Source organism: Streptomyces sp. NPDC101219 (assembly GCF_044767675.1).
Classification (GTDB): Bacteria; Actinomycetota; Actinomycetes; order Streptomycetales; family Streptomycetaceae; genus Streptomyces.
In genome coordinates this window covers 191,671-217,157 of record NZ_JBIWOK010000001.1, presented here as the reverse complement: position 1 = coordinate 217,157, position 25,487 = coordinate 191,671, and the positions used below count along the sequence as shown (strand labels likewise).

General features: G+C 74.4%; 25 protein-coding genes. 15 read left to right on the top strand and 10 right to left on the bottom strand.

What is annotated here, in order from left to right; translation table 11 throughout:
- Positions 1–11: 11 nt before the first annotated feature.
- On the bottom strand, positions 12–1,409 hold the full coding sequence (locus tag ACIRPP_RS01055) for a DUF6421 family protein (RefSeq protein WP_403636844.1): 1,398 nt from the start codon (positions 1,407–1,409) through the stop codon (positions 12–14).
- 253 nt (positions 1,410–1,662) lie between these two features.
- On the opposite strand from ACIRPP_RS01055, the gene ACIRPP_RS01050 reads away from it, so the two are divergent.
- The gene (locus tag ACIRPP_RS01050) at positions 1,663–2,349 is read left to right on the top strand and encodes a glycerophosphodiester phosphodiesterase (protein ID WP_403636842.1); all 687 of its coding nucleotides are present in this window, start codon (positions 1,663–1,665) and stop codon (positions 2,347–2,349) included.
- 3 nt (positions 2,350–2,352) lie between these two features.
- On the opposite strand, the gene ACIRPP_RS01045 is transcribed toward ACIRPP_RS01050, so the two are convergent.
- Complete coding sequence (locus tag ACIRPP_RS01045; protein WP_403636840.1) at positions 2,353–2,895, bottom strand: GNAT family N-acetyltransferase; 543 nt, start codon at positions 2,893–2,895, stop codon at positions 2,353–2,355.
- Between the two features lie 90 nt (positions 2,896–2,985).
- On the opposite strand from ACIRPP_RS01045, the gene ACIRPP_RS01040 reads away from it, so the two are divergent.
- The gene (locus ACIRPP_RS01040; protein WP_403636838.1) at positions 2,986–3,378 is read left to right on the top strand and encodes a VOC family protein; all 393 of its coding nucleotides are present in this window, start codon (positions 2,986–2,988) and stop codon (positions 3,376–3,378) included.
- A gap of 136 nt (positions 3,379–3,514) precedes the next feature.
- Positions 3,515–4,285, top strand: coding sequence for a VOC family protein (locus ACIRPP_RS01035; RefSeq protein ID WP_403636836.1), 771 nt, complete (start codon positions 3,515–3,517; stop codon positions 4,283–4,285).
- A gap of 18 nt (positions 4,286–4,303) precedes the next feature.
- Here the strand turns inward: ACIRPP_RS01035 and ACIRPP_RS01030 are convergent, their stop codons facing one another.
- Entirely contained in the window at positions 4,304–4,891 is a 588-nt protein-coding gene (locus ACIRPP_RS01030; protein WP_403636834.1) for a MarR family winged helix-turn-helix transcriptional regulator, read from the bottom strand.
- Entirely contained in the window at positions 4,888–6,564 is a 1,677-nt protein-coding gene (locus ACIRPP_RS01025; protein ID WP_403636832.1) for an FUSC family protein, read from the bottom strand. The genes ACIRPP_RS01030 and ACIRPP_RS01025 overlap by 4 nt, the downstream gene beginning before the upstream one ends.
- A 156-nt stretch (positions 6,565–6,720) precedes the next feature.
- On the opposite strand from ACIRPP_RS01025, the gene ACIRPP_RS01020 reads away from it, so the two are divergent.
- The 4 genes from ACIRPP_RS01020 (at position 6,721) to ACIRPP_RS01005 (ending at position 9,992) form a co-directional block, all read left to right on the top strand.
- Entirely contained in the window at positions 6,721–7,263 is a 543-nt protein-coding gene (locus ACIRPP_RS01020; RefSeq protein ID WP_164338307.1) for a DUF5134 domain-containing protein, read from the top strand.
- A gap of 155 nt (positions 7,264–7,418) precedes the next feature.
- Positions 7,419–8,354, top strand: coding sequence for a M56 family metallopeptidase (locus ACIRPP_RS01015; protein ID WP_403636830.1), 936 nt, complete (start codon positions 7,419–7,421; stop codon positions 8,352–8,354).
- 66 nt (positions 8,355–8,420) lie between these two features.
- Entirely contained in the window at positions 8,421–9,095 is a 675-nt protein-coding gene (locus tag ACIRPP_RS01010; protein WP_403636828.1) for a phosphatase PAP2 family protein, read from the top strand.
- 180 nt (positions 9,096–9,275) lie between these two features.
- Positions 9,276–9,992, top strand: a complete 717-nt coding sequence (locus tag ACIRPP_RS01005) for a TetR/AcrR family transcriptional regulator (protein ID WP_403636826.1) — start codon at positions 9,276–9,278, stop codon at positions 9,990–9,992.
- Here the strand turns inward: ACIRPP_RS01005 and ACIRPP_RS01000 are convergent.
- Positions 9,980–11,485, bottom strand: coding sequence for an LVIVD repeat-containing protein (locus ACIRPP_RS01000; protein WP_403636824.1), 1,506 nt, complete (start codon positions 11,483–11,485; stop codon positions 9,980–9,982). The two genes, ACIRPP_RS01005 and ACIRPP_RS01000, sit on opposite strands and share 13 nt — an antisense overlap.
- Positions 11,486–11,687: 202 nt before the next feature.
- On the opposite strand from ACIRPP_RS01000, the gene ACIRPP_RS00995 reads away from it, so the two are divergent.
- The gene (locus ACIRPP_RS00995) at positions 11,688–12,377 is read left to right on the top strand and encodes a DUF305 domain-containing protein (protein WP_403636822.1); all 690 of its coding nucleotides are present in this window, start codon (positions 11,688–11,690) and stop codon (positions 12,375–12,377) included.
- A gap of 27 nt (positions 12,378–12,404) precedes the next feature.
- Here the strand turns inward: ACIRPP_RS00995 and ACIRPP_RS00990 are convergent, their stop codons facing one another.
- Complete coding sequence (locus tag ACIRPP_RS00990) at positions 12,405–12,872, bottom strand: DUF6214 family protein (RefSeq protein ID WP_403636820.1); 468 nt, start codon at positions 12,870–12,872, stop codon at positions 12,405–12,407.
- Positions 12,873–13,073: 201 nt separating this feature from the next.
- On the opposite strand from ACIRPP_RS00990, the gene ACIRPP_RS00985 reads away from it, so the two are divergent.
- Positions 13,074–14,444, top strand: a complete 1,371-nt coding sequence (locus ACIRPP_RS00985; protein ID WP_403636819.1) for an FAD-dependent oxidoreductase — start codon at positions 13,074–13,076, stop codon at positions 14,442–14,444.
- A gap of 51 nt (positions 14,445–14,495) precedes the next feature.
- Here the strand turns inward: ACIRPP_RS00985 and ACIRPP_RS00980 are convergent, their stop codons facing one another.
- Positions 14,496–14,642 carry a hypothetical protein gene (locus ACIRPP_RS00980; protein WP_403636817.1) on the bottom strand — a complete coding sequence of 49 codons (147 nt, stop codon included), beginning with the start codon at positions 14,640–14,642 and terminating at the stop codon, positions 14,496–14,498.
- Between the two features lie 298 nt (positions 14,643–14,940).
- On the bottom strand, positions 14,941–15,699 hold the full coding sequence (locus ACIRPP_RS00975; protein WP_403636816.1) for a PaaX family transcriptional regulator C-terminal domain-containing protein: 759 nt from the start codon (positions 15,697–15,699) through the stop codon (positions 14,941–14,943).
- A 73-nt stretch (positions 15,700–15,772) separates the two neighbouring features.
- Between ACIRPP_RS00975 and ACIRPP_RS00970 the strand changes: the two genes are divergently transcribed.
- The 5 genes from ACIRPP_RS00970 to ACIRPP_RS00950 all read left to right on the top strand — a co-directional run bounded on the left by ACIRPP_RS00970 (position 15,773) and on the right by ACIRPP_RS00950 (position 22,023).
- Complete coding sequence (locus ACIRPP_RS00970; protein WP_403636815.1) at positions 15,773–17,500, top strand: acyl-CoA dehydrogenase family protein; 1,728 nt, start codon at positions 15,773–15,775, stop codon at positions 17,498–17,500.
- A 582-nt stretch (positions 17,501–18,082) separates the two neighbouring features.
- A complete protein-coding gene (locus ACIRPP_RS00965) occupies positions 18,083–19,168 on the top strand; it encodes a WD40/YVTN/BNR-like repeat-containing protein (protein WP_403636814.1) in 1,086 nt (361 codons plus the stop codon).
- A gap of 73 nt (positions 19,169–19,241) precedes the next feature.
- Entirely contained in the window at positions 19,242–19,919 is a 678-nt protein-coding gene (locus tag ACIRPP_RS00960; RefSeq protein WP_403636812.1) for a uracil-DNA glycosylase, read from the top strand.
- An 80-nt stretch (positions 19,920–19,999) separates the two neighbouring features.
- A complete protein-coding gene (locus tag ACIRPP_RS00955) occupies positions 20,000–20,965 on the top strand; it encodes an N-acetylglucosamine kinase (RefSeq protein ID WP_403637554.1) in 966 nt (321 codons plus the stop codon).
- A 134-nt stretch (positions 20,966–21,099) separates the two neighbouring features.
- Positions 21,100–22,023, top strand: coding sequence for a sirohydrochlorin chelatase (locus tag ACIRPP_RS00950; RefSeq protein ID WP_403636810.1), 924 nt, complete (start codon positions 21,100–21,102; stop codon positions 22,021–22,023).
- Between the two features lie 97 nt (positions 22,024–22,120).
- On the opposite strand, the gene ACIRPP_RS00945 is transcribed toward ACIRPP_RS00950, so the two are convergent.
- The gene (locus tag ACIRPP_RS00945; RefSeq protein ID WP_403636808.1) at positions 22,121–23,161 is read right to left on the bottom strand and encodes a lactonase family protein; all 1,041 of its coding nucleotides are present in this window, start codon (positions 23,159–23,161) and stop codon (positions 22,121–22,123) included.
- A gap of 91 nt (positions 23,162–23,252) precedes the next feature.
- Positions 23,253–24,740 (bottom strand): FUSC family protein, encoded by a 1,488-nt coding sequence (locus tag ACIRPP_RS00940; RefSeq protein ID WP_403636807.1) that lies wholly within the window; start codon positions 24,738–24,740, stop codon positions 23,253–23,255.
- Positions 24,741–25,007: 267 nt separating this feature from the next.
- On the opposite strand from ACIRPP_RS00940, the gene ACIRPP_RS00935 reads away from it, so the two are divergent.
- Positions 25,008–25,484 (top strand): Lrp/AsnC family transcriptional regulator, encoded by a 477-nt coding sequence (locus tag ACIRPP_RS00935; RefSeq protein WP_403636805.1) that lies wholly within the window; start codon positions 25,008–25,010, stop codon positions 25,482–25,484.
- Positions 25,485–25,487: the final 3 nt, after the last annotated feature.

The window sequence follows — 25,487 nt, the reverse complement described above, 5'->3', positions numbered from 1 at the left end:
AACGAGATCGCTCACGCGGCGACCCGCTCGGCGCTGTCCGCCGTGATGCCCTTGGTGGAGGCGATCACGTGCTTCAGCTTCTTGGACAGTGCCTCATAGAACATGCTCAGCGGAAATTCGTCGGGCAGCACCTCGTCGACCAGCTTGCGCGGCGGCAGCGTCAGGTCGAGGGCGTCGGGGCCCTTGACCCAGGTGGAGCCCGGGTGCGGGGACAGGTAGGTGGAGACCAGTTCGTAGCCGGCGAACCAGTGGACCAGCTTGGGACGGTCGATGCCGTCGCGGTACAGCTTCTCGATCTCGGCGCACAGCTGGTTGGTGACCTCGGGGGCGCGCTCCCAGTCGATGGTCAGCTTGTTGTCGGTCCAGCGGACCACGTCGTGCTTGTGCAGGTAGGCGAAGAGCAGCTGGCCGCCGAGGCCGTCGTAGTTGCGGACCCGCTCGCCGGTGACGGGGAAGCGGAACATCCGGTCGAACAGCACCGCGACCTGGACGTCGCGGGCCTGCGGCACGCCCTCACCGGCCAGCTTGACGGCTTCCTTGAAGGCAGTGAGGTCGCAGCGCAGCTCCTCCAGGCCGTACATCCAGAACGGCTGGCGCTGCTTGATCATGAACGGGTCGAACGGCAGGTCGCCGTGGCTGTGGGTGCGGTCGTGGACCATGTCCCACAGGACGAACGCCTCCTCGCAGCGCTTCTGGTCGTGGACCATGGCCGCGACGTCCTCGGGCAGCTCCAGGCCCAGGATGTCCACCGCGGCGGCGGTGACGCGGCGGAAGCGGGCCGCCTCTCGGTCGCAGAAGATGCCGCCCCAGGTGAAGCGCTCGGGGGCCTCGCGCACGGCGATCGTCTCGGGGAAGAGCACCGCGGAGTTGGTGTCGTAGCCCGAGGTGAAGTCCTCGAAGGTGATGCCGCAGAACAGCGGGTTGTCGTAGCGGGTGCGCTCCAGCTCGGCCAGCCAGTCGGGCCAGACCATGCGCAGCACGACCGCCTCCAGGTTGCGGTCCGGGTTGCCGTTCTGGGTGTACATCGGGAAGACGACCAGGTGCTGGAGGCCGTGCTCGCGCTGCTCGGCGGGCTGGAAGGCCATCAGCGAGTCGAGGAAGTCGGGCACCTGGAAGCCGCCCTCGGCCCAGCGGACCAGGTCCTGGACCAGCGCATCGTGGTAGGCGCGGTCGTGCGGAAGCAGCGGCGACAGCTCCTTGACGGCCTCGGCCACCTCGCTCACGGCGTGCGCCGCGTCGGAGCGGTCCGGTGCGCCCTCGGCGTCGAAGTCGATCGAGCCGTCCTTGGACTGCCAGGGCCGGATCCGCTCCACGGCATCCTTGAGCACGGGCCATGCCGGGTGATCGACCACCCTGCCTGTCGAAGGAACCTTCCCCTCCGCACCCACTTGCACAAGAATTTCCGTCATCATCCACACTCCACGGGAGAACCTAGCGTATGGAGACCGTATACATACAAGGTTTCGCTCAGCAAGAGGGCCCTCGGGAAATCATCCTGCCGCACCCCCTTCTTCACTGCATTTTTTCCTGTCGATCACGCGGGTGGGCGACGCTGTGCGCGAACAGGGTTCATCCTCTGGACGCGGCGGGCACAGGCGATACGGTCCAGGAGGGCCGCAGGGACGCGGCCCCCCGCCGCCGTCGACGGAAGCGAGTCCAGTCTTGAACTTCCTCACCATCGGTCATCGCGGAGTCATGGGTGTCGAGCCCGAGAACACCCTCCGGTCCTTCGTCGCCGCCCAGGAGTCGGGCCTCGACGTCATCGAACTGGATCTGCACCTGAGCAAGGACGGCGTACTCGTCGTCATGCACGACCCGGACGTCGACCGCACCACGGACGGCACCGGCGCGATCGCCGACAAGACCCTCGCCGAACTGCGCACCCTGGACGCCGGGGGCGGCGAGCGGATCCCCGTGTTCGAGGAGGTGCTCGACGCCGTCCGGGCACCCCTCCAGGCGGAGATCAAGGACGTGCAGGCGGCCCGCGCCCTGGCCGAGGTGATGAACGCGCGCGACCTCGCCGGGCGCGTGGAGGTGTCCTCGTTCCACGACGAGGCGATCGCCGAGATCGCCCGGCTGGTGCCGGGCGTCCGCACGGCGCTGGTGGCCAGCCTCCCCATCGGCACGGACGTCGTGGACCGCGCGGTGGCGGCCGGCGCCTCGACCGTGTGCCTGAACATCCGCCGGCTCACCCTGGAGACCGTGGAGCACGCGCGCAAGGCGGACCTGCGGGTCATCGGCTGGGTCGTGAACACCCAGGACCACCTGAGGCTGGTGCGCGCCCTCGGCCTGGACGGGGCGACCACCGACTACCCCGAGATCAAACGCACCGGCCGGTTCACCGCGTGACGGTCAGCCCAGCTCCTTGATCAGCAGCTCGAACCGGAGGTCGGGGCGCCGCGGGATGCCGAAGCGCTCGTCGCCGTACGGGAAGGGGCTCGTGCTGCCGGTACGGCGGTAGCCGCGCCGCTCGTACCAGGCGATCAGCTCCTCGCGCGCGGTGATCACGGTCATGTGCATCTCGCGGGCGCCCCAGCTCTCGCGGACCTGCCGCTCGGCCTCCTCGATGATCGTCCTGCCGAGTCCGCCGCCCTGGAGCGCGGGGCTGACCGCGAACATCCCGAAGTAGGCCTGCTCGCCGCGGCGCTCCAGCTGGCAGCAGGCGACTATGCGGCCGTCGCGCTCGACGGTCAGCAGCCGGCTGTCGGGGGTCTTGATGACCTCCAGCACGCCCTGCGGGTCGGTGCGCTGCCCGTCCAGGAGGTCCGCTTCCGTGGTCCAGCCGGCCCGGCTGGCGTCGCCCCGGTACGCCGACTCGATCAGCGCGACGAGCTCGTCCACGTCGGCGTCGGTGGCGTCGCGGTAGGTCAGGGGAGGGGTGGCGGCGGATTCCATGGGCGCTTCTCCGGTTGCTCTGTGCGTCTTCACCGCGTCGGGGCGCGGCTCGGCCAGGACGAGACTAGCGCGGCCACTACGCTCGGCCGCATGGTGCACGTACTGGGCAGCCGCGTCCTCCTCCGCCCCTCCGATCCCGAGCGGTCCCGGGACTTCTACGGCGAGCGGCTCGGGCTCGCCGTGTACCGCGAGTTCGGCACCGGTCCCGAGCGGGGCACCGTGTACTTCCTCGGCGGCGGCTTCCTGGAGCTGTCGGGCCGCTCGGACGCGGCGCCGTCCCCGTCGGTCCGGCTGTGGCTCCAGGTCGAGGACGTCGCCGCGGCGCACGCGGAGCTGCGGGAGCGGGGCGTGGAGATCGTCCGGCCCCCGGTGCGCGAGCCGTGGGGACTGATCGAGATGTGGATCGCCGACCCGGATGGCACCCCCATCGTCCTGGTGGAGACGCCGGCCGATCATCCGCTGCGGTACCGCCCGGGGATCTGACCCCGCCCGGGCGCGCTGCGCCCCGCCCGCGCCGGGGCCCGTCCGCCGCGGAGGGGTCGCGCCGGGATGGCCGGACGGCGAGCCTCCGCTTAGCGTGCTGGAGAGGGCGGCCGGGGGATCACGCGGGAGGTGTGTCATGGAGCTGACCGAGCCGGTGACCGGCGGGCCCTGCTGGGCGGAGCTCGGGACCAGCGACCTGGAGGGTGCCAAGCGGTTCTACACCCGGCTGTTCGGCTGGCGTCCGGAGACCGACGACCGCCAGGAGGCGGGCGGGTACACGGTCGCCCACCTCGACGACGCGGCGGTCGCCGCGCTCGCGCCGCTCTTCCAGCAGTCCCAGTCCGTCGCCTGGACCGTCTCGTTCGCGGTGACCGACGCCGAGGCCACCCTGCGCCGGGTGCTGGCGGAGGGCGGGAGCGTGATCCTCGGCCCGATGGACGTGTTCGACGTGGGCCGCTTCGCGGTGGCCGCCGACCCGGGCGGGGCCGTGTTCCAGCTCTGGCAGCCGGAGTCATTCCCAGGCGCCGGGCGGTTCAACGCGCCGGGAACGCTGGGCTGGGTGGAACTGCTGACCCGCGCGCCGCGGCCCTCCGCCGGCTTCTACGGGGCCGTGTTCGGCTGGAGCACGGACCTGGACCAGCGGTACCCGCGGTGGAGCATCGGCGGCGCACGGTTCGGCGGCATGGTGACCATGGACGAGAAGTTCCCGCACGAGGTCCCCGCGCACTGGCTGCCCTACTTCGCGGTCGCCGACGTCGACGACACCGCCCTGACCGCCACCCGCGCGGGCGGCACCGTGCTGATGGAGCCCGCCTCGCTCCCCGACGCGGGGCCCCGTATCGCCGTCCTGCGCGACCCGCAGGGGGCCGTGTTCGGCGTGTACCGGGCGGCGGACAGCGCGGCCTGACCGCTGCCGCGCCGCGGGTCACGCGCGCAGCGCGCCCAGGCGTCCCTCCAGCTGGCCCAGCAGGGCACCGAGCAGTGCGGCCAGCTCGCCGAGTTCCGGCCCGTCCAGGCCGGACAGCACGGCACTCTCGTAGGTGAGCTGCACCGGCAGGACCGCGTCGACGAGGTCGCGTCCCGCGCCGGTGAGACGCACGTGGGTGACGCGCCGGTCGCGGGTGTCGCCGCGGCGTTCCACCAGCCCGCGCTCCCCGAGCTGCTTGAGGCGTTTGGTGACGGCGGCCCCCGAGGAGAAGGTCTCGCGGGCCAGGTCCCCCGGGGTCAGTTCGTGCCCGGTGCGGCGCAGCGCGCCCAGCAGATCGAATTCGGGCCGGGTCAGGCCCGCCCGGCGCAGCGGCGCGTCCTCGGCCTGCTGGAGGAGGGCGGCGCACCGGTTGATGCGTCCGATGACCTCCATCGGGCCGGTGTCGAGGTCCGGGTGGACGGCCCGCCACTGGCGGACGACCGCGGCGACCGTGTCGTCACGCCCGGCGCCCGCCGGGAAGCCCGTCACGTCACCCTCGGGCGCCGGGGCTCCTCCGGTGGCCGATGGTCCTGCGGTCGCCGTCATGGCCGTACGTCCTCCGTGTGTGTGCCCGTGCCGGAACCCGCGAGCAGTCCCTGGCGTCGTACCGTCGCGGCGAGCGTACGGTGTCCCGCCTGTTCGGCGCGTACCACCCGCTCCTGGGACAGCGCGCGCTGCCACCATTCGCCCGCGGCGGCCTCGGCCGCGTCCCGGAGGGCGACGAGCGCGGTGGTGAGCCGGCGGCGCGCCTCCTCCAGGGCCGCCGGCTCCGGCTGCGGCCCGGCCAGGAGGCGGGCGGTGTGCTCGCGCGCGGCGTCGGCGGTGGCGAGTGCGTGCTCGACACGGCTGCCGGCGCGCCGGTTGGTGACGGCCAGGGCGGCGGCGAAGCCCACCAGGGCACCGACGAGGGTGTCGGCCACCCGCTCGGCAACGAGGGCGTCGGTCCGCTGGTGGCCCGCGAACTCGGTGACGAGCAGGGCCAGGGGCGTGACGCAGACAGTGCCGAGCCAGTAGTTGCGGCTGATCAGGGCCTCGGCCCCGAAGTTGAAGGCGAGGCAGCACAGCACCAGGGCGAGCGGGCTCACGTGGGCCAGCGGCGCCACCGCGGCGAACAGCAGCACGCCGAGGAGGTTGCCGACCACGCGCTGCACCGTGCGGCCCCAGGTGAGGGTGATGTTGGCCTGGTAGAGCGAGGCAGCGGTGACCAGCGCCCAGTAGGGGCGGCCGATCCCGAGGGCGAGGGAGGCGTAGCCGGCCAGGGCGCAGCCGAGGGCGGTGCGCACGGCGATCGGGGCGAGGGGGGCGATCCGGGTCCACAGCGGGCGGGGCGGGGCGGCCCGCTCGGCGGCCGTGCCGAGGAGTTCGGCTGCCGCGCCGCCGAGGTCGTCGGCCGGCGGGACGGGGCCGGTGCCGCGCAGGGAGCGGGCCCAGGCACGCAGCCGGGCGGGGTGGGTGGCGGCGGGGTCGGCGAGGACGATCTCGGCGCGGACGACGAGGCGCTCCAGGGCGTCCCGGGTGGCGGAGCGGGCGCCGGCGGCGAGCAGGGTCTGCCAGGCGGCCTGCACGGCGGCGTAGGCGCCCGCGCGAGCCCCGGTGGCGCCGGAACGGGCCGCCTCGGCGTACCCGGCGGCGGCGTTCAGGGCCTGGGCGGTGGCGCGGCGCTCCGGGCCGTGCGGACGGAACGGGGCGGGCGCCATGCCGACCAGCCAGGCCCAGGCCCCGGCGGCGAGGGCCAGGCCGAGGTGGCCGGGAAGCTGACCGGGGGTCTGGGGCATGAAGAGGGCGGCGGAGCTGACGAAGACGAGGATGACGTGGCCGGGCGGGCCGATCCGGGTGGCGTCGCAGACCACCTTCTGCACGGCCGCGAGGACGGCGCCGACGGTGACCAGGAGGACGGCGTGGCGGGTGAGCGAGGCCGCCAGGAGGGCGACGCCCAGGCTGCCGACCATGCCGGCCACCACCCCGGCCAGGACCTTGGCACGGGCCGCGTAGGGCCGGTTGTGGGCGTAGAGGGCGCACAGGGACCCGGCCATGGTGTACAGGGCGAGGTCGAGCCGTCCGAGGGCGACGAGCAGCAGGTTGGGCGGGGCGGCCGCGACGACCACGCTGGTGGCGGGCTTGAACCAGATGCCGGAGGGGCGGCCGAGTCGGAGCACGCCGGCGACCGGGAGGCGAGGAGTGCGGGGGGCGTCGGGCGGGGTGGGGGTCGCACTGCTCATGACGCACAACGTTAGCATGTGTTTTACTTGTAAAGTATTCCTCGGCGCCGTCACGCTCCCCCGAACGCTCCCCGTGTACACCCGTGCGCTCGCGTGCACGGCACGGACCCCGGGCAGTCCTTGACCGACCGCCGACGGGTCGAGGGGGAGGTTCGCGTGCACGGACCGGCGTCGTCCGGCTGGCTGCTCGTCGCGCTCTGCGCGGCGACCGGCGCCTACTGCCTGCTGCGGATGCGCAGCGGTGTCGAGGAGCAGCGCCGCGCCGCGGGCGGGGAGGCCCTCATGGGGTTCGGGATGGCCGCCATGGCCGTGCCCGCGGCGGTGTTCACCCCGCCGTCCTGGGCCTGGTCCGCCTACGCGCTGCTGTTCGGGGCGGTCGGCCTCCACGCGCTGTGGGCGGCGCGCGCGAGACCGCGTCATCTCCACCATCTGGTGGAGGCGGGCGCCATGGTCCACATGTCGGTGGCGATGGCGGGGTCCTCCGGTCACCGGCACGGCGGCTCGGGCCTGCCCCTGCTGACCGGCCTCCTGCTGCTCTACTTCTGCGCCTACGTGCTGGTGGCGGGGGTCCGGCTGATCCCCGTACCGGCCGTCGCGGGTGCCGGTCCGGCCCCCGGGTGGGGCGACCGGCCCGAGGTGGCGCGTGCCTGCCGGCTCTCCATGGGGATGGCGATGGTGGCGATGCTGCTCATGATGTGACCGCGCGCCCGGCGCACGGGCGTCCAACGACCGGACCGCCGCCCCCACTTGCGGCCCGCACGCGCCCTGCGCCCGCCTCCGCGCAGGGCCGTTGCCTGCGTCACTTCGCCGGCCGGGCCGTACCACCGGGCCGGGCCGCGCTCTAGGCTGGGCGCATGATGCTCCCCGCGGCCCTGTTGCTGCTCGGCGTGCTGACCGCCGTGGCAGGACCCAGGCTGCTCGCCCGGGCGGACTGGACGGACCGGGAACCGGTGGTGGCGCTGTGGGTGTGGCAGTGCGTCGTCGCGGCCGTACTGGTGTGCTGCGCCCTGTCCATGACCTTCAGCGCGGCGGCCGCCTGGCAGGCGGTGGGCGGCCCCGTCTTCGCCACGGCGCCCGGCGCCGTCGTGGAGGCGTACGCCCTCGGGACGGCCGGACCCACGGCGGCGGCCACCGCGGTGGTCCTGGCGTGCGGCGGGCTGTGGAGCGCCGCGATGCTCGTCCGCGAGGTCCTGCGGGCGCGTGCCCGGCGCCGCGCGCGCCGGGCCGAGCTGGTCGTGCGGGCGCCGCTGCTGCCCGGTGAGGAGCCCGGCGAGGACCGGCTGGTGGTCCTGGAGGGCGAACGCCCCGACGCCTGGTGGCTGCCGGGGACGCCGCCCCAACTCGTCGTCACCACGGCCGCGCTGCGCCGCCTGAAGGGGCGGCAGCTGGACGCGGTCCTCGCCCACGAGCGGGGACACGCCCGGGCCCGGCACGACTGGCTGCTGAACTGCTCCGGGGCGCTGGCCGCCGGCTTCCCCCAGGTGCGGGTCTTCGCGGCGTTCCGCGACGAGATGCACCGGCTGGTGGAACTCGCCGCCGACGACGTGGCCTCCCGCCGCTTCGGCCGCCTCACCACCGCGCTCGCGCTGGTGGAACTCAACGAGGACCGCGGGGTGTTCGGACCCTGCCCCACCCCGCAGGCCCACGTCCGCGCCCGCGTGCACCGGCTGCTGACGCCCCCGGACCGGCTCACCACGGGCCGCCGGCTGCGGCTGACGGCCGCGGCGTCGCTGGTGCCGGTGGTTCCGGTGCTGCTGGCATTCATGCCGGGACTGCGGGCACTGGGGTAGTCCAGGGGGCCGCGCGGGCCGCGACCGGGTTCGGCCCCACGCCCCCAGGTCGGCGAGGATCACCGCATGCACACCCCCCACGTGGACGCACCGCCCGCTCCGCCGGACCCCCGCCCTGCCGCCCGGTCCGCCGGTGTCCTGGCCCTGTGCTCGGCGCTCCTGCTGTTCCTGGTGGCCCTCCGCTGGCGTCCGCTGCTGGCCCTGGACCGCGACATCTCCCGCACCACGCACCGCTGGGCGGTCGAGGAGCCCGGACTGACCCGGACGGCCCGGATCCTCACCGACTGGGTGTGGGACCCGCTGACGCTGCGGGTGCTGTGCGGGGCGGTGGTCGTCCTGCTGCTGTGGCGGTACGCGGCCCGCTGGACGGCGGTGTGGCTGGTGCTGACGGTCGCCCTGGCCGCGGCGCTGCAACAGGGGATGAAGGCGGCCGTGGGCCGTGCCCGCCCCGTCTGGCCCGACCCCGTCGACTCGGCCCACTACGCGGCCTTCCCGTCGGGTCACGCCATGACCGCGACCGTGGTCCTCGGCCTGCTGCTGTGGCTGCTGCACCGCCGGGGCGTGGGCCCGCGGCTGTGGTGGACGGCGGTCGCGCTGGCGGTGATCTCGGTGGCGGGCGTCGGGCTCACGCGCGTGTGGCTGGGCGTGCACTGGCCCACGGACGTCCTGGCCGGCTGGCTGCTGGGCGCCTTCGTCGTGGCCGCGGCGGTGTGGGTCCACGGCCTGCGACACCACCCCTGACGCCGCGAGGCTGCCCCACTCCCGCTCCCCCGTGCCCCGCTGACCAGGGGAAACACCACTCCCCTCGGACGATCCCCCGCGTCGCCCGAGGAGAGCGGCAGCCGGACCGCGCCCCGCGAGGGGCACGGCCGGACGCGCTGAGTATAGTTGGCTGGCAGCCAGTCAACGCAGGAGTCAAGCATGTCCCCGCGCAGCGCCTCGGTCAATGAAGAGTTGCGAAGGCGTTCGAAGGAGCGGCTTCTGCAGGCCGCCGTCGAGGTGGTCAGCGAGCGCGGCTACGAGGCGACGACACTCGGCGACATAGCCGACCGGGCGGGCACCGCACGCGGTCTGGTCTCCTACTACTTCCCGGGCAAGCGCACCCTGGTGCAGTCCGCGGTGCACCGGCTGATGCACCGCACGCTCGAGGAGGCGCTGGAGCGGGAGCCGCGCACCGAGGACGGCCGGGAGCGGATGGCGCGGGCCATCGACGCGATCCTGGGCCTGGCGCGCGACCGGCCGGTGCTCATGCGCCAGCACATGGCGGGGCTGCTGCAGGCGGAGGGCTTCGTGCCGTGTCCGGAGCAGCGGCGTCTGGCGGAGCTGCTGAGCGACACGGTGGCGCGGCACGGCTCGTCCGATACCGGGACCGACTATCCGATGCTGCGCGCGCTGCTGATGGGGGCCGTGTTCGCGGCCCTGATGCCGGGGGCGCCCATGGAGCTGCCGGTCCTGCGCGCGGAGCTGTTCAAGCGCTACCGGCTGGACTGGGAGATGGGTGTCCCGCCGGGCACCGAGGCACCCGGCGGGACGCGTGAGGCCGGCCGGACGGATCTGTCACGGTTCTTCGCGACCGGACCGGCACCCGACTGCCCGGTGCCGCACCGCCGTCCCGGGCCGGAGGGTCAGTCGAAGTAGTCCGGCTGCGTCTGGACGTTGAGCTCACGCAGGTGGATCCGGCGGGCCGGATCGGTGCGACGGTCGTCGACGCGCAGGACGTCCAGCCCCTTGGCGATGTCGTTCGAGTAGATGTAGCCGTTGTAGTAGTACGCCGACCAGGCACCGCCGGTGACGAGGCGGTCGGTGGTCAGCGGTCCCCGCTCGAACCAGGCGATCTCCTTGGGTTTCGAGGAGTTGGTGAAGTCCCAGACCGAGACGCCGCCCTGGTACCAGGCCTGGACCATCAGGTCGCGGCCCCTGACGGGGATCAGTGAGCCGTTGTGAGCGACGCAGTTCTCGGTGTCGGCCTGGTGGCGGGGGATCTTGAAGTAGCTGCGGAAGACCAGCTTGCGGTGGTCGCCCCTGCCCTTGATGTCGTAGATGCCGTTGGCGCCCCGGTGGGGCCCGACCTCCGCGTTGCAGGTGGCGCCGCCTCCGCCGCCCAGCTCGTCGGTGAAGACGACCTTGTCGGCCTTCTGGTTGAAGGTCGCCGAGTGCCAGAACGCGAAGTTGACGTTGTCCTGGACCCGGTCGATCACCTTCGGCCGCTCCGGGTTGCGGAGGGAGAACAGGATGCCGTCGCCCATGCAGGCGCCGGCCGCGAGGTCCTTGGAGGGCAGCACGGTGATGTCGTGGCAGCCGGTGGTCTTGGAGACGCCCGGGTTGGTGGGCGCACCCGGGTTGCCGCCGCCGTCCGGGCCCTCACCGGGGAAGAGCACCGGGAAGCCGACGACCGCCGCCTTGTGCGGGGCCTTGCGCGGCACCTTGATGACGGAGATGCCGTCGTGCGGCGGCAGGCAGTCGGGGTAGGAGGCGCTCGGCGAGTACGACGACACGTAGATGTAGACGTTCTTGCGCTCGGGCACCAGGGTGTGGGTGTGGGAGCCGCAGGCGGTCTCGACGGCGGCGACGTAGCGCGGGTTCCGCTTGTCGCTGATGTCGAAGACCTTCATGCCCTCCCAGGAGGACTTCTCGGTGGCCGGCTGGGTGGTGCTGTTGCAACTGCTGTCGCTGCGCGAGGAGTCGGTGGACAGGAACAGCAGGTCCCCGGAGACGGAGATGTCGTTCTGCGAGCCGGGGCACAGGACCTGGGCGACGGTCTTCGGCGACCTGGGGTTGCTGATGTCGAAGATGCGGAAGCCGTCGTAGTTTCCGGCGAAGGCGTACCGGCCCTGGAAGGCCAGGTCGGAGTTGGTCCCCGGCAGGGCGTCCTTGGGGATGTTGGCCACGTGGCGCATGTTGCGGGAGTGGGCGACCTCGTCCTGGCCTGGTATCTCGCCGTTCTCGATGGCCGTGCGCGCTTCGGCGCGGTCGCTCTGCGACACCTCTTCGGGGGCGGCCGGCACGTCTCCCGGGTCGGGGATCGCCGTGGCGGGGGCGGCGGTCAGGAGCGCGGCCAGCAGCCCGCCGGCGGCGGCGGCGGCAACTCCGAGTCGTCTGCGACGGGTTCGGGAATCGGGCAACAGGATCACTGTTTTTCCTCCCTGGTTCCGTTCGGTGCGAACGGTTTTCGCTCCGGCAGTATCGTGGCAGTCATGCACATATCAATAGGGGGCAATGCAGCCGCAACGAGGTTTTCCGACCGGCGACATGTGGAAGCGTGCCGGAGCGGCCACGCAGTCCGTCGAGGTGCCGTGCACTCCTGCCCCACACCCCCCGCCACAGGAGGCCGATGTGCTCTTCCGCCGCCCGAACCGCCCTTCGGCCCGGACGGCCGGACCGGCCGCACTCGTCGCCCTCGCCGTTCTCGGCCTGGCCGCCTGTGAGTCGGGCGGCGAGGAGGACCGGTCCGCCGCGACGAAGGGACCTTCGGTCATCGCGCCGGGTGAACCGGGCGGGCAGAACCGGACCCTGTCGGCCGAGGAGGCCGCCGAGCAGCGCGCGGAGGACGACTCCCCCAACGCGGCGGACGTCTCCTACACGCGGATGATGATCGTCCATCACGCCCAGGCGTTGGAGATGACCGAACTGGTCCCGGACCGCGCCGAGTCGGGCAGGATCGTGAAGCTGGCCGAGCGGATCGCCGCCGCCCAGGGCCCGGAGATCGAGGCGATGCGCGGCTGGCTGAAGACGCACGGCGAGTCGGAGACCGACGAGGGACACGGCAAGGGGCACGGGGACGGCCACGACCACGCGACCATGCCGGGCATGGTGGCCCCGGCGCAGATGAAGCAGTTGCGGGCGGCCGAGGGGAAGGCCTTCGACCAGCTCTTCCTGACCTTGATGATCACCCACCACCAGGGGGCGATCACCATGGCCACGGAGGTGAAGGCGCAGGGCAACAACATCCGGATCGAGGAGATGGCCGACGACGTCGTGGCCCAGCAGACCAGCGAGATCACCCGCATGCGCGGCATGCTGTGAGACGCCCCGGCGTCCGGGGCGGGCGGCTCAGCGCCGGGCGTGCCGAGGGGCCAGCAGACCCTCGTCGCGCGCCCTGCCGATGAGCCTCAGCGCCCCGCGCCGGCTGTGCCCGGTCGCCCCCATCACGGCGAGCACCGGGTCCGCGCCCTCGCGGCGGGCGGCTGTGTACTCGCGCGCCGCGAGCCGCCTGCCCTCGACGCCCCGCGGCCCCACGGGGCGGCGCCGGTGCCTGCCGGTGGCGTCAGCGCTCCCGGCGGACGGTTCCGGGGCGGCGCCGCACGCCCGGGCCAATGGCTCCTCGATCCAGTCGGCGAAGGCCGCGAGGTCGTCCAGGGAGAGCGCGGGACGGGCCCGGAGGTCCTCCACGCCGACGCCGTCCTCGGACACCGTCACCAGCCCCTCGACCCGCGCGCCGTCGGCGAACAGCAGCCGGACGTGGAACCAGTGCGTCGCGCGTCCTCCCTCCCGCACCGCCCACGCGGGCCACACGGACACCGCGCCTTCCGCAGGAGAACGATCACAAAGAGCGAGAAAAGTGGCATCGAGCACAAACGCAACGTAATCGCGTGATCACTTTTTATACCGCCGAACACGCTCCGACGGCAGCGCACGGCACCCTGTCAGCTCAGCCGCAGCGGTGCGATGCTGGGAGCACCAGCGGTCTCCTACGGATCCCCCCGGGTGAGGAGTTCTGCCGTGCTGCGTGTCGCCGTCGTCGGTTCCGGACCGAGCGGGTGCTACACCGCCCAGGGCCTCGTCCAGCAGGACCCCGGAGTGCACGTCGACGTCCTGGACCGGCTGCCGTGCCCGTACGGCCTGGTCCGGTACGGCGTGGCACCGGACCACGAGAAGATCAAGTCGCTGCAGAACACCCTCCGCGCCGTCCTGGAGCACGACCGGGTGCGCTTCCTCGGCGGGGTCCCGGTCGGCCCGGGCGGGGTGCCCGCGGACCGGCTGCGGGAGCTGTACCACGCGGTGGTGTACTGCGTGGGCGCCGCCACCGACCGGCGCCTCGGCATCCCCGGCGAGGACCTGCCGGGCAGCTGGTCCGCGACCGAGTTCGTGGCCTGGTACAGCGCCCACCCGGACGCCCCGGGCGAGGGAGCGGACGGCGACCGGGCCGCCGACGGGTTCCTGCGCGGTGTGCGGTCCGCCGTCGTCATCGGCCTGGGCAATGTCGCGGTGGACGTCACGCGGATCCTGGCGCGCCGAGCGGCAGAGCTGAGCCGGACCGACGTCCCGCACGCCGCGCTCACCGCCCTGGCGGCGAGCGCGGTGACGGACATCCACATGGTGGGGCGCCGGGGACCTTCGCAGGCCCGCTTCACCACCAAGGAGCTGCGCGAGCTGGCCACCCTGCCGGAAAGCGGCGTCGCCGTCGACGCGGCCGAGCTGACCTCCGACCCCGCCTGCCAGGACCCGGCCGCCCTGCCCGCGCCGCAGCGGCGCAATGTGGAGGTGCTGCGCGGCTGGACCGGCGCGCCCGCCCCGGACGCCAGACGTCGCATCCGGCTGCGCTTCTACCTCCGCCCGGTCGAGGTGCTCGCGCGGGACGGCCGCGCGGCGGGGGTGCGCTTCGAACGGACGGTGCCGGACGGGCGGGGCGGCGTGACCGGCACGGGCCGCTTCGAGGACATCGGCGCCCAACTGGTCCTGCGGTCCGTCGGCTACCGCGGTGTCCCGCTGGAGGGCCTGCCGTTCGACCCGGCGAGCGGTACGGTGCCGCACCGGGCGGGGCGGGTGCTGCGGGAGGGCGCCGTCGCGCCGGGCGAGTACGTGGCGGGCTGGATCAAACGCGGCCCGACGGGCGTCATCGGCACCAACCGGCCGTGCGCGAAGGAGACCGTGACCTCGCTCCTGGAGGACGCCGCCGCGCTCACCCTCCGGAACGTGCCGGACGAGCCGCTCGCGGCACTGCGCGCGGAAGGCGTCGAGCCGGTCACCTGGACCGGCTGGCAGGCGATCGAACGGGCCGAGGCCGAACTCGGCGCGTCCCTGGGCCGCAACGTGGTCAAACTGCCCGACTGGGAGTCCCTGCTGGCGGCGGCGCGGACGGTTCGGCCGTAGAGACGGCCCGGCCGTGCGCGGCAGGAGGGGCCGGCGAGGGCAGCCGTAGCCTCACCGGCCTCGGGTTCCGCGCGCACGCGCGAGGCTGACGGTGCCCAGGCCCTGGTCGTAGAGGCAGACCTGGGTTCCGCGCGCACGCGTGAGGCCGACGGTGCCCAGGCCCTGGCCGTAGACGCAGACCTGAGGTTCCGCGCGCACGCGTGAGGCCTCGGCCGCCCGGGCACGCTGTCCGGCGCACGCACGCGTCACGCCTGAGCCGCCCAGGGCACGCTCGCCCGGCGCACACGCGTGGCACCTGAGCCGCCCAGGCACGCTGTCCGGCGCACGCGCGTGACACCTCGGCCGCCCAGGCACACTGTCGGCGCACGCGCGTGACACCTCGGCCGCCCAGGCACACTGTCGGCGCACGCGCGTGACACCTCGGCCGCCCAGGCACGGTGTGCGGCGCGCGCGTCGGGCCGCGCCCGGCCCCCGCCGGTGCGCCTCTCGGTCTGCGTCACGTCCCGCCCACCCGCGTGCGCACCTCGTCCGTCAGCTCCCGCTGGTACGCGGTGTACGCGGCGCGCAGGGCCTCGCCCGGCCAGTCCGCGGGCAGGAGCGGCGGCGGCAGGACCGGATCCGTGAGCAGGTGACGCACCGCGGCGGCGAACGCCGCGAGGCGGTCGGCCGGGTGCTCGGCCCGGCCGGCATGGGCCAGCAGCGACCGCGCGGTCCGGGCCCAGGCGTCCAGGGGCCACAGCCTGGCCGCCAGGTCGGCGGCGGGGCGGTCCGGGCGGGCGGTGCAGCGTTCGGCGACCCGGCCGAGCTCCCCCGGCAGGGGGCGGCCCAGGTTGTCCGGCCGGAGCCAGACGCCCTCGCGGAGTTCGGCCAGGCGGAGGGCGGTCAGCCGGGTGCGCAGGTCGGCGCGTTCGGCGGGGCCGCGACCGGTGGCCGTGATCACGACCATCTCCCAGTCGCCGTCCCACACGCGCGTGTGCGGCCGCAGGGCGTCGTCCTGGCGGCGCTGACGGCCGAGCAGACGGTCACTGAGGCGGTACCCGGTGTCCGTGCGCCGCAGGTCTCCGGCGGCCATCATCCGGCTGAGGGCGGCCCGGAGCGTGGACCCGCCGACGCCGAACCCCTCCACCAGCCGCCCGAGGTCCCGCGCCGACAGCTCCGGCGGATGCGCGCCGAGCAGCAGGCTCAGGACGACCGAGCGCGCGGACAGGGGCCGCGGCGGCAGGTCGCCGGGCTGGTCCGGGGCGTTCGTCCGCATGGGTGGGTACTCTACGGCGCCGCCACGTGTTGCACTATTGCTGCAACCGTAGAAGAAGTGCAACACTCGGTCCATGGCGACCACATGGGCGGACGAACAGCAGCACGGGACGGCCGAGGAGCGGGGCGGCACGCGCGTGAGCGCGCCCGGGGCGGACAGCGGACACCGCGGCGGGGCGACCCACGACGTCACCAACCAGCCCGGCCCCCTGACCCCTTACGACGCCTCCGACGACCCCGCCCTGCTGGAGGGGCTGCGGCGCGAGGGCGCCGGCTGGGCCGAGGACGACGTGCGGCGGCTGGGGCTGCTGGCGGGCAGCGCGCAGGTGCAGGAGTGGAGCGAACAGGCCAACCGCCACGCACCCGAACTGCGCACGCACGACCGCTACGGACACCGCGTCGACGAGGTGGACTTCCACCCCAGCTGGCACCATCTGATGCGCATCGCCGTCGCCGAAGGACTGGCCGCGGCCCCCTGGGCGGACGACCGGCCGGGCGCCCACGTGGTGCGCACCGCGGGCGGGCTGGTCTGGGGGCACACGGAGGCCGGCCACGGATGCCCGACGTCCATGACCTACGCGGCGGTGCCCGCCCTGCGCCGGCAGCCGGAACTGGCCGCGGTCTACGAGCCCCTGCTCACCAGCCGGGAGTACGAGCCCGGCCTGCGGCTGCCGGCCGACAAGCGCGGACTGCTGGCCGGCATGGGGATGACCGAGAAGCAGGGCGGCTCCGACGTCCGCACCAACACGACCGCGGCCACGCCGACCGCGGAGAGCGGGGTCTACACCCTGCGCGGGCACAAGTGGTTCACCTCGGCCCCGATGTGCGACGTCTTCCTGGTCCTGGCCCAGGCCCCAGGAGGGCTGTCCTGCTTCCTGGTGCCGCGCGTCCTGCCCGACGGCACCCGCAACACGTTCCGCATCCAGCGGCTCAAGGACAAGCTGGGCAACCGTTCCAACGCCTCCTCGGAGCCCGAGTTCGACGGCACCGTGGCCTGGCTGGTCGGCCCCGAGGGGCAGGGCGTGAAGACCATCATCGAGATGGTCAACTGCACCCGCCTGGACTGCGTGATGATGTCGGCCGCGCTGATGCGCAGGACGCTCGTCGAGGCGGGCCACCACGCGCGCCACCGCAGCGCCTTCGGGGCCCGCCTGGTGGACCAGCCCCTGATGCGCAACGTGCTGGCCGACCTGGCGCTGGAGTCGGAGGCCGCCACCACCCTGACGCTGCGGCTGGCCGGCGCGGCGGACCGCGCGGTGCGCGGCGACAGGGCGGAGGCCGCGTTCCGCCGGATCGCGACCGCCGTCGGCAAGTACTGGGTGACCAAGCGCGGTCCCGCCTTCACCGCCGAGGCACTGGAGTGCCTGGGCGGCAACGGCTACGTCGAGGACTCCGGCATGCCCCGGCACTACCGGGAGGCCCCGCTGCTGTCGATCTGGGAGGGGTCGGGCAACGTCAACGCCCTGGACGTGCTGCGGGCGCTCGGCCGGGACACCGCCACCGGCCAGGCCCTCTTCGACGAACTCGCGCTCAGCCGGGGCGCGGACGCGCGGCTGGACGCGGCCGTGGACCGGCTGAAGGACCGGGTGGCCGAGGGATCGCAGGCGGGAGCGCGCCGACTGGTCGAGGACATGGCGCTCGCGCTGCAGGGCTCCCTGCTCGTCCGTCACGCCCCGCCCGCGGTCGCCGACGCCTTCTGCGCCACCCGGCTCGGGGGCGACTGGGGCCACGCCTTCGGCACGCTGCCCGACTCGGCCCCCACCGGCGCGATCCTGGAGCGCGCCCTGCCGGTCGGCGACTGACAGCGCGGGGTGCGCCCACGGCTCTCGCGCAACGTGCCGCGCGTACGGCCCACGGCTCCCCCACACCGCGCCGCGCGGACAGCCCACGGTTCCCCCACACCGCGCCGCGCGGACGGCCCACGGTTCCCCCACACCGTGCCGCGCGGACGGACGGCCGGCCGGCCCCGGGTTCTCTCATACCGGCGCCGCCCGACCGTGCCAGCCGTCGGCGCGCACACCCGCCCGACCGTGCCCCGCCGCCGGTGCGGCACACCCGCCCGGCGAGGTGACACTCCGTCCCGGCACGTCCGGCGAGGACCGTGGCGCCGGGGACGGACGGCGCCACGGTCGGGGCGGGCGCCGCCGGGGGCACGCGACCGGACCTGTGGCTGCGCGGGCAACCCTCCGCAGCCTTCCGCACCCCCCGTCCCCCGTCCCCGCGATCCCCCGCCCTTCGGTCCCGCCCGAACGCTGTCCCCCTGACCCGGCACACCGCGCTGACCAGCCACGTCGCCTGATCCAGAGGTGACTGTCAGTGGTCAGGTGCAGACTGACCCGTGTCCGAGCGAAGGCGTCGGGGATGGCGCCGCGGAGGTGATCGGCATGACCGAGGTACTGCTCGCCGTCGGCACCCGCAAGGGCCTGTTCATCGGGCGCCGGCGGGGCGGCAGCTGGGAGTTCGACGAAAGTCCCTACTTCAACGCGCAGGCCGTGTACTCGGTCGCGATCGACACTCGGGGCCCGGCCCCGCGGCTGCTGGCCGGCGGCGACAGCTCCCACTGGGGCCCGTCCGTGTTCCACTCCGACGACCTGGGCCGGACCTGGACCGAGCCCTCCCGTCCCGCGGTCAAGTTCCCCAAGGACACGGGCGCTTCGCTGGAGCGGGTGTGGCAGCTGCACCCGGCCGCCGCCGAGCCCGACGTCGTCTACGCGGGCACGGAACCGGCCGCGCTCTACCGCTCGGAGGACCGCGGAGAGACCTTCGAGCTGATCCGTCCGCTGTGGGAGCACCCGACGCGCTCCCGTTGGATGCCGGGCGGTGGCGGCGAGGGGCTGCACACCGTCCTGACCGACGAGCGCGACGCCCGGGCGGTGACGGTCGCCGTGTCGACGGCGGGCGTCTTCCGCACCCTCGACGGCGGCGCCACCTGGGACCCGTCCAACTCCGGCGTCTCCGCGGTGTTCCTGCCCGACCCGAACCCCGAGTTCGGGCAGTGCGTGCACAAGGTGGCCCGGGACGCGGCCGACCCGGACCGTCTCTATCTGCAGAACCACTGGGGCGTGTACCGCAGCGACGACGCCGGCGCGCAGTGGACGGACATCGGCGAGGGACTGCCGTCCACCTTCGGCTTCGCCGTGGTCGCCCATCCGAGCCGCGGCGGCACCGCGTACGTGTTCCCGATCAACGCCGACGCCGACCGGGTGCCGGCCGGGCGGCGCTGCCGGGTCTACCGGACGGCCGACGCGGGCCGCAGCTGGGAGCCGCTGGCCGCGGGCCTGCCCGAGGGCGACCACTACGGCACGGTGCTGCGGGACGCGATGTGCCACGACGGCGCCGACCCGGCCGGCGTGTACTTCGGCAACCGCAACGGCGAGGTGTACGCGTCCGCCGACGACGGCGACAGCTGGAGCCGGCTGGCCGAGCACCTGCCGGACGTGCTGTGCGTGCGGGCCGCGGTCGTCGGATGAGCCGCCGGGCCGCGTCCGGCGGCTTTGGCCATCGGTTGATCACTGCTGCCGTTACGGCAGTAGGGTGACGCCCGTGGCACCACGACCCTTGCATGAGATCGTCGAAGCGGGCTGGGCGAAGGCCCTGGAACCGGTGGCCGGGCGGATCGCGGAGATGGGGGACTTCCTGCGCGCTGAGATCGCCGCCGGACGCACCTACCTGCCCTCCGGGGCGAACGTCCTGCGCGCCTTCCAGCAACCCTTCGACGAGGTACGCGTCCTGATCGTCGGACAGGACCCCTACCCGACACCCGGGCATGCCGTCGGGCTGTCCTTCTCGGTCGCGCCGGACGTGCGGCCGCTGCCGGGCAGCCTGATCAACATCTTCCGGGAGCTGCACCAGGACCTCGGCCTGCCGCAGCCCTCCAGCGGCGATCTCACCCCGTGGACGGAGCAGGGTGTGCTGCTGCTCAACCGGGCCCTCACCACCGCCCCGCGCAGACCGGCCGCCCACCGCGGCAAGGGCTGGGAGGAGGTCACCGAACAGGCGATACGGGCGCTGGCCGCGCGCGGGAAGCCGCTGGTGTCCATCCTGTGGGGCCGGGACGCCCGCAACTGCCGTCCCCTGCTGGGCGACCTGCCCTCGGTGGAGTCGGCGCACCCCTCGCCGATGTCCGCCGACCGCGGCTTCTTCGGGTCCCGCCCGTTCAGCCGGGCGAACGACCTGCTGATCCGTCAGGGCGGACAACCGGTGGACTGGCGCCTGCCGTGACCGGCACCCGGACCGGGGACACGCCGACGCCGACGTCGACGAGGGCGGCGACGGGCGCGGCGCCCGGCGGAACGGGGTTCCTGGCCGTGGACTCCGGGGGCTCCGGGCTGCGCGTGGTCGTCGGCACGACCCGAAGCGGCCCGCTGGCCCGGGACGCCTCCACAGAACCGGTGCGGACCGGCGACCGGGGCATCGACCCGGACCACCTCATGGCACAACTACTGGCCCTGGTCAGGCCCTTGGCGGCCGGGGTAGGGATCGGCCGGCTGGAGACCGCCGTCGTCGGTGCCGCCGGCATGGCCAGCCTGGGTGACGCACTGCGCGCCGAACTGCCGGGCGCGCTGGCCCGCGAACTGGGGGTGCGGCGGGTGGCGTTGGCGGCCGACGCGGTCACCGCCTATGTCGGCGCCCTCGGCCCGCGCCCGGGTGCCGTCGTCGCCGCCGGCACAGGGCTGATCGCGGTCGGGACCGACCTGTCGGGCTGGCGGCGCGCGGACGGCTGGGGCCATCTGCTCGGCGACTGCGGCGGCGGCGCCTGGATCGGCCGGGCGGGACTGGAGGCCGCCCTGCGCGCGTACGACGGGCGGGAGGGCGGCTCCGCCCGGCTGCTGGCGCACGCCGAGGCCGTGTTCGGCCCCGCGGCCGGTCTGCCGGGGCGGCTGTACCCGCGCTCCGACCGGCCCGCCGTGCTGGCCTCCTTCGCGCCCCGGGTGGGCGCGTGCGCCGCGGACGGCGACCCGGTCGCCCGCACGATCCTGCGGGCCGCGGCCCGTCACATGGCCGAGGCGGCCGCCGCGGTCTGCCCGGCCGTCGACGGCGTCGAACCGCTGGTCGCCGTCACCGGCGGGCTCACCGGGATCGGGGACCCGCTGCTCGCCCCCCTGGCCGAGGAGCTGGCGGAACGGCTGCCCGGGGCGCGGCGGGTGACGGCCGAGGGGGATCCCCTGCACGGGTCGGTGCGGATGGCGACGGACCTCGCGACCGACTCATTCACCCTTCCGGGTGATGACGCGCTGTTGTACGTGGTGGTCGACGCGCGTCCGTAACGGGCCTGGCAGGTGAACAGGCAGTCCCGCTGCCCGATATCCGGACGTAACTCATCCGACAAATGCGGACGGATACCGCTCACCTGCACCCTCCCCGAACAGGGGAACCCGGGAAACCACTAACATGCCGCACCATGAGCACCCCCACTGGGCCCGCGTCCGGCCTGCCAGTACGAATGCCGCGCCCCCGCCAGCCCGGGAGGCACCGCCGCCCCGAACCCCTGGTGGCTCCCGAGGGCGCGCCCGCGCTCGTCCTCGCCGTGCCGGGTACGCCCAGTAGTGCCACCCGCTCCCTCGCCGACGAGGTCGTGAGCATCGCGCGCTCCGAGCTGCCCGGCCTGGACGCCCGCATCGGTTACCTGGACGGCGACGACCAGGAGTTCCCCACGCTGCAGGCCGTGCTGGCGCACGCCGCCGAGGAGCGCACCGCCCGCTTCGAGCAGGCCCGCGCCGCCGGAATGGATGTCAAGGAGCCCGACGGCCCCGTCGCGGTCGTCGTCCCGCTGCTCGCGGGCCCGGACAGTGCCCTGCTGCGCCGGGTGCGCCAGGCCGTGATGGACAGCCGCGTCGCCGCCGACCTGACCGATGTCCTCGGCCCGCACCCGCTGCTCGCCGAGGCGCTGCACGTGCGGCTGTCGGAGGCCGGGCTGGCCCGCGCCGACCGCGCCCGCCTGTTCACCGTGGCGACCGCCGCGGACGGCATCGTCCTGGCGTCCGTGGGCGGGGACGAGGCCGTGCAGGCGGCCGGGATCACCGGCATGCTGCTGGCCGCACGGCTCGCCGTCCCGGTGATGGCCGCCGCCCTGGACGAGGAGGGCTCCATCGCCTCCGTCGCCGAGCAGCTGCGCAACGCCGGTTCGCAGCAGCTGGCGCTGGCGCCGTACCTCATCGGCCCGGAGATCGACGCGAGCCTGATCGAGGCCGCGGCCAAGGAGGTCGGCTGCTCCGCCGCCGAGTCCCTCGGCCCCTACCCGGCGATCGGCAAGCTGGCCCTCGCCAAGTACACGACGGCGCTGGGCATCGCCACGCCGCAGGCCCAGGGGTCGCCGGTCCGCTGACCCCGCTGTACACACGACGCCGACAGGGCCCGCTCCTCCCGGGGAGCGGGCCCCTGCCGTTGCCTGCCGGTGCCGCGCGTCCGGCTCGGCGGGCGGGTCAGCGCAGGACGAGGCAGGAGGCCGCGGTCACCGGGAGGGAGCCCCCGCGGTGCGGCAGCCCCGTGTCGGGGTCGGTCGCGAACCAGGTCACGTCGCCGGAGCGCTCGTTGGCCACGTAGAGGACGCCGTTCGCCTCGGTCAGGTCGCGCGGCCACCGGCCGCCGCACGGGACGGTGGCGAGCAGGCGCGGCTGCGTCCTGCCACCGCCCGAGGGGGCGTCCAGGGCGAGGACGGACAGGACGTCCTCGCCGCGGGTCGCGGTCCACAGGCGCCGGCCGTCCGCCGAGACGGCGATGCCGGACGGGTAAGCGTCCCCGGCGGGGGCGCCGGGCAGCACCGGGACCTCGGTGAGCGGCTGCAGCATTCCCCCGTCGGCGTCCCAGCGGCACACCAGGAGGGTGGGGCTGAGTTCGTTGAGGACGTAGGCGTGGCGGCCGTCCGGATGGAAGGCCAGGTGACGCGGCCCGGAGCCGGGCCGCAGCGCGATCTCCCGGTGCAGGACCGGTGCGCCGTCGGTGAGGGTGCACACGAGCACGGAATCGGTGCCGAGGTCGACGGCGACGGCCCAGCGGCCGCTCGGGTCGGGCTGCACCTGGTGGGTGTGCGGGCCCTGCTGCCGCTGCGGGTGGGGTCCCGAACCGCTGTGCTCGAACACCCCGGAGGCCGACCGGGCCAGGGTGCCGTCGGGGCGGACCGGGACGGCGGTGACGCTGCCGGAGCCGTAGTTGGCGGTCAGCAGGTGCCCGTCGAAGAGACCGAGGTGGGTCGGCCCGCTCGCGGCGACGGCCACCGGGCCGCCCGCCGGTTCCAGCCGGTCCCCGGCAACCCGGAGCGCCGCCACCGCGCCCTCGTCGGTCTCGCTGACCGCGTACAGGGTGCGTCCGTCGGCCGCGAGGGCCAGATAGGACGGGTCGGGCACGCCGTTGGCGGTGCTGAGGGCGGTCAGTCCGCCGTCGGGCGCGACCGCGGCGGTGACGATGCCCGGCCCGCCCGCCGCCGTGAACGATCCGATGAAAGCCCGCCGAGCGCCGTCCGCCACCACTGACCCCTCTCGCCACTGCCGGTCCGGGGCGACCGTAGCAGTCGCGCGCCTCAGGTCTGGACCACAGAGGGGGGCTTCGGGGCGGGCTTCAGGCTCCGACCAGCGGTGATCCCGAGGGCGCCCGGAGCGGCGCGGCGAGCTCGGCGAGCGCCCGCTCCAGGCCGTGCAGGTGGGCCAGGGCGGGCTCCGGGGCGGCCCGGTGGTCGCCGGAGGTGATGGCCCGGCCCTCGGTGAGCGCTTCGACGGCCGTTTCGACGCGTCGGCAGGCCGCGGCGAGCCGGGCGTCGTGGGACGCCTCCGGGTCGGCGGCGACGGCGGCCAGGCCGCGGAGTTCCCGGGCGCAGTCGTCGAGCAGGGCGAGCACCCGCCGGGCGCGCCGCTTGCGGCCGAGCACGGGGTGGAGGGGGTGCACCAGCGGGGCGACCGAGAGCCGTACCCGGGCGAGCAGCTGCTCCAGTTCGGCGATCCTCGGCTCCGGGTCCGCGTCCTCGGCCCCGGCGAGCCGTGCCGCGGCCTCCGCGGTGCAGGCGTGCACACAGCGCAGGGCCCGCCGGATCCAGTGGTCGGTGACACTGTGGGTGGTCACAGGCAGCACGAACACCACGGCCAGCGCGGCGCCCAGTGCCCCGACACCGGTCTCCACCAGCCGCAGGGCCAGCAGGCCGGGCGTCAGGACGCCCAGCAGGCCGTAGAGCATGGCGGCGAGCACGGTCACCCAGAGCATCATCCAGGTGTAGGACAGGGCGGCCGTGTAGAAGATGCCGAACACCGACACCGCGACGATCACGGCGGTGGGCAGGGCCGCCCCGTGCGCGGGCACGGCGACGCCCAGGGCGAGGGCGACGCCGAGGACGGTGCCCAGCACCCGTCGGAAGCCCCGGACCAGGGTCTCGCCGCGCGAGGCGGTGTTCACGAAGGCCCACCAGGTGGCGCCGACGGCCCAGTACCACCGCTCCCCGGACACCAGCTGGCCCACCAGGAGGGCGAAGCCCGCGCCGGCGGTGGCCTGCACGGCCTGCCGGGTGGTGATCCGGGCCAGGCCGCGGCCCTCGGGCGGGGCGGGCGAGACGGCCGGGGGCAGGCGGCGCTCGTAGCACCACAGCCCGAAGCGGGTGCCGGCCGCGGCGAGCACCGACAGCAGGACGGCCGCGCAGATCTCGGGCAGTTGTCCCGGCGTGGTGTGCAGGAACTGGGCCACGAAGTAGGTCATGAAGGCGAACACGCCGAGGCTGTGCCCGCGCGGACCCCAGCGCCGGGCGTACACGCCCAGCCCGACGACGGCGAGGAAGGTGAGGTCGCGGGCCGCCGGCTGGTCGTGCAGGACCGCGGCGGCGGCGAGGACCGGCAGGCCGACGGCGGGCAGCAGGGCCGTGGTGACGGCCTGCTCCCTGACGGTCGCGTCGGTGACGGTGAACAGGGCGAGCAGGGCCGCGAGCCCACCGGTGACGGCGCCGGGGAGGGAGTGTCCGGCCAGTCCGCACAGGGCGACCGCCGCCGCGATGCCGAGCACGGCCCGCGCCGCGAAGCGCAGCCGCACCCGGCCCGGGTCCGGCGCCATGAACACCCTCTTCAGCACTGCGTGTCCCCCCGTGATGATCCGTGTGAACCGGCATGAAAAAGGCGCCGCGGGGGTCCGCAGCGCCATCGACGTCCCTATATCAGCATCCCCGGCACCGACGGCTCAACCGGCACCCGTCCGACTGGTCCATCGGCCCAGTGGGGGTGGGCACGGGCGGGACCACGGAGCGCCATTGGTCCGTCTCCGGTGGTCCAGCCACCCGGCACTCCGCCGGGCCGTTGGTACAGTCGGAGCGACCATCGAGGGACCAGGAGGCCGGACGCCATGGCCGTCGACGAACTCGACACCCGCATCCTGCGGCTGCTGCTGGAGCAGCCGCGCACCAGCGTGCGCGAGTACGCCCGCATCCTCCATATCGCGCGCGGCACCCTGCAGGCCCGGCTGGACCGGATGGAGCGCGAGGGCGTGATCACCGGGACGGGGCCGGCCCTGTCCCCCGCCGCGCTGGGCCACCCCGTGCTGGCCTTCGTGCACATCGAGGTCACCCAGGGGCACCTGGACGAGGTGGGCGACGCACTGGCCGCGGTGCCGGAGATCGTGGAGGCGTTCTCCATCACCGGCGGCGGGGACCTGATGACCCGGGTGGTGGCGCGGGACAACGCGCACCTGGAGGACGTCGTCCAGAAGCTGATCAACCTGCCGGGCGTGGTGCGCACCCGTACCGAGGTGGCGCTGCGGGAGCGGGTCCCGCACCGGCTGCTGCCGCTGGTGGAGTCGATCGGCCGGACGGTGGGCCGGTAGCTC

Excerpts from the sequence above, each read along its gene's own strand:
- ACIRPP_RS01055 (WP_403636844.1), bottom strand. The coding sequence starts at position 1,409 with ATGACGGAAATTCTTGTGCAAGTGGGTGCGGAGGGGAAGGTTCCTTCG.
- ACIRPP_RS01045 (WP_403636840.1), bottom strand. The coding sequence starts at position 2,895 with ATGGAATCCGCCGCCACCCCTCCCCTGACCTACCGCGACGCCACCGAC.
- ACIRPP_RS01040 (WP_403636838.1), top strand. The coding sequence starts at position 2,986 with ATGGTGCACGTACTGGGCAGCCGCGTCCTCCTCCGCCCCTCCGATCCC.
- ACIRPP_RS01035 (WP_403636836.1), top strand. The coding sequence starts at position 3,515 with ATGGAGCTGACCGAGCCGGTGACCGGCGGGCCCTGCTGGGCGGAGCTC.
- ACIRPP_RS01030 (WP_403636834.1), bottom strand. The coding sequence starts at position 4,891 with ATGACGGCGACCGCAGGACCATCGGCCACCGGAGGAGCCCCGGCGCCC.
- ACIRPP_RS01025 (WP_403636832.1), bottom strand. The coding sequence starts at position 6,564 with ATGAGCAGTGCGACCCCCACCCCGCCCGACGCCCCCCGCACTCCTCGC.
- ACIRPP_RS01015 (WP_403636830.1), top strand. The coding sequence starts at position 7,419 with ATGATGCTCCCCGCGGCCCTGTTGCTGCTCGGCGTGCTGACCGCCGTG.
- ACIRPP_RS01010 (WP_403636828.1), top strand. The coding sequence starts at position 8,421 with ATGCACACCCCCCACGTGGACGCACCGCCCGCTCCGCCGGACCCCCGC.
- ACIRPP_RS01005 (WP_403636826.1), top strand. The coding sequence starts at position 9,276 with ATGTCCCCGCGCAGCGCCTCGGTCAATGAAGAGTTGCGAAGGCGTTCG.
- ACIRPP_RS00975 (WP_403636816.1), bottom strand. The coding sequence starts at position 15,699 with ATGCGGACGAACGCCCCGGACCAGCCCGGCGACCTGCCGCCGCGGCCC.
- ACIRPP_RS00970 (WP_403636815.1), top strand. The coding sequence starts at position 15,773 with ATGGCGACCACATGGGCGGACGAACAGCAGCACGGGACGGCCGAGGAG.
- ACIRPP_RS00965 (WP_403636814.1), top strand. The coding sequence starts at position 18,083 with ATGACCGAGGTACTGCTCGCCGTCGGCACCCGCAAGGGCCTGTTCATC.
- ACIRPP_RS00950 (WP_403636810.1), top strand. The coding sequence starts at position 21,100 with ATGAGCACCCCCACTGGGCCCGCGTCCGGCCTGCCAGTACGAATGCCG.
- ACIRPP_RS00935 (WP_403636805.1), top strand. The coding sequence starts at position 25,008 with ATGGCCGTCGACGAACTCGACACCCGCATCCTGCGGCTGCTGCTGGAG.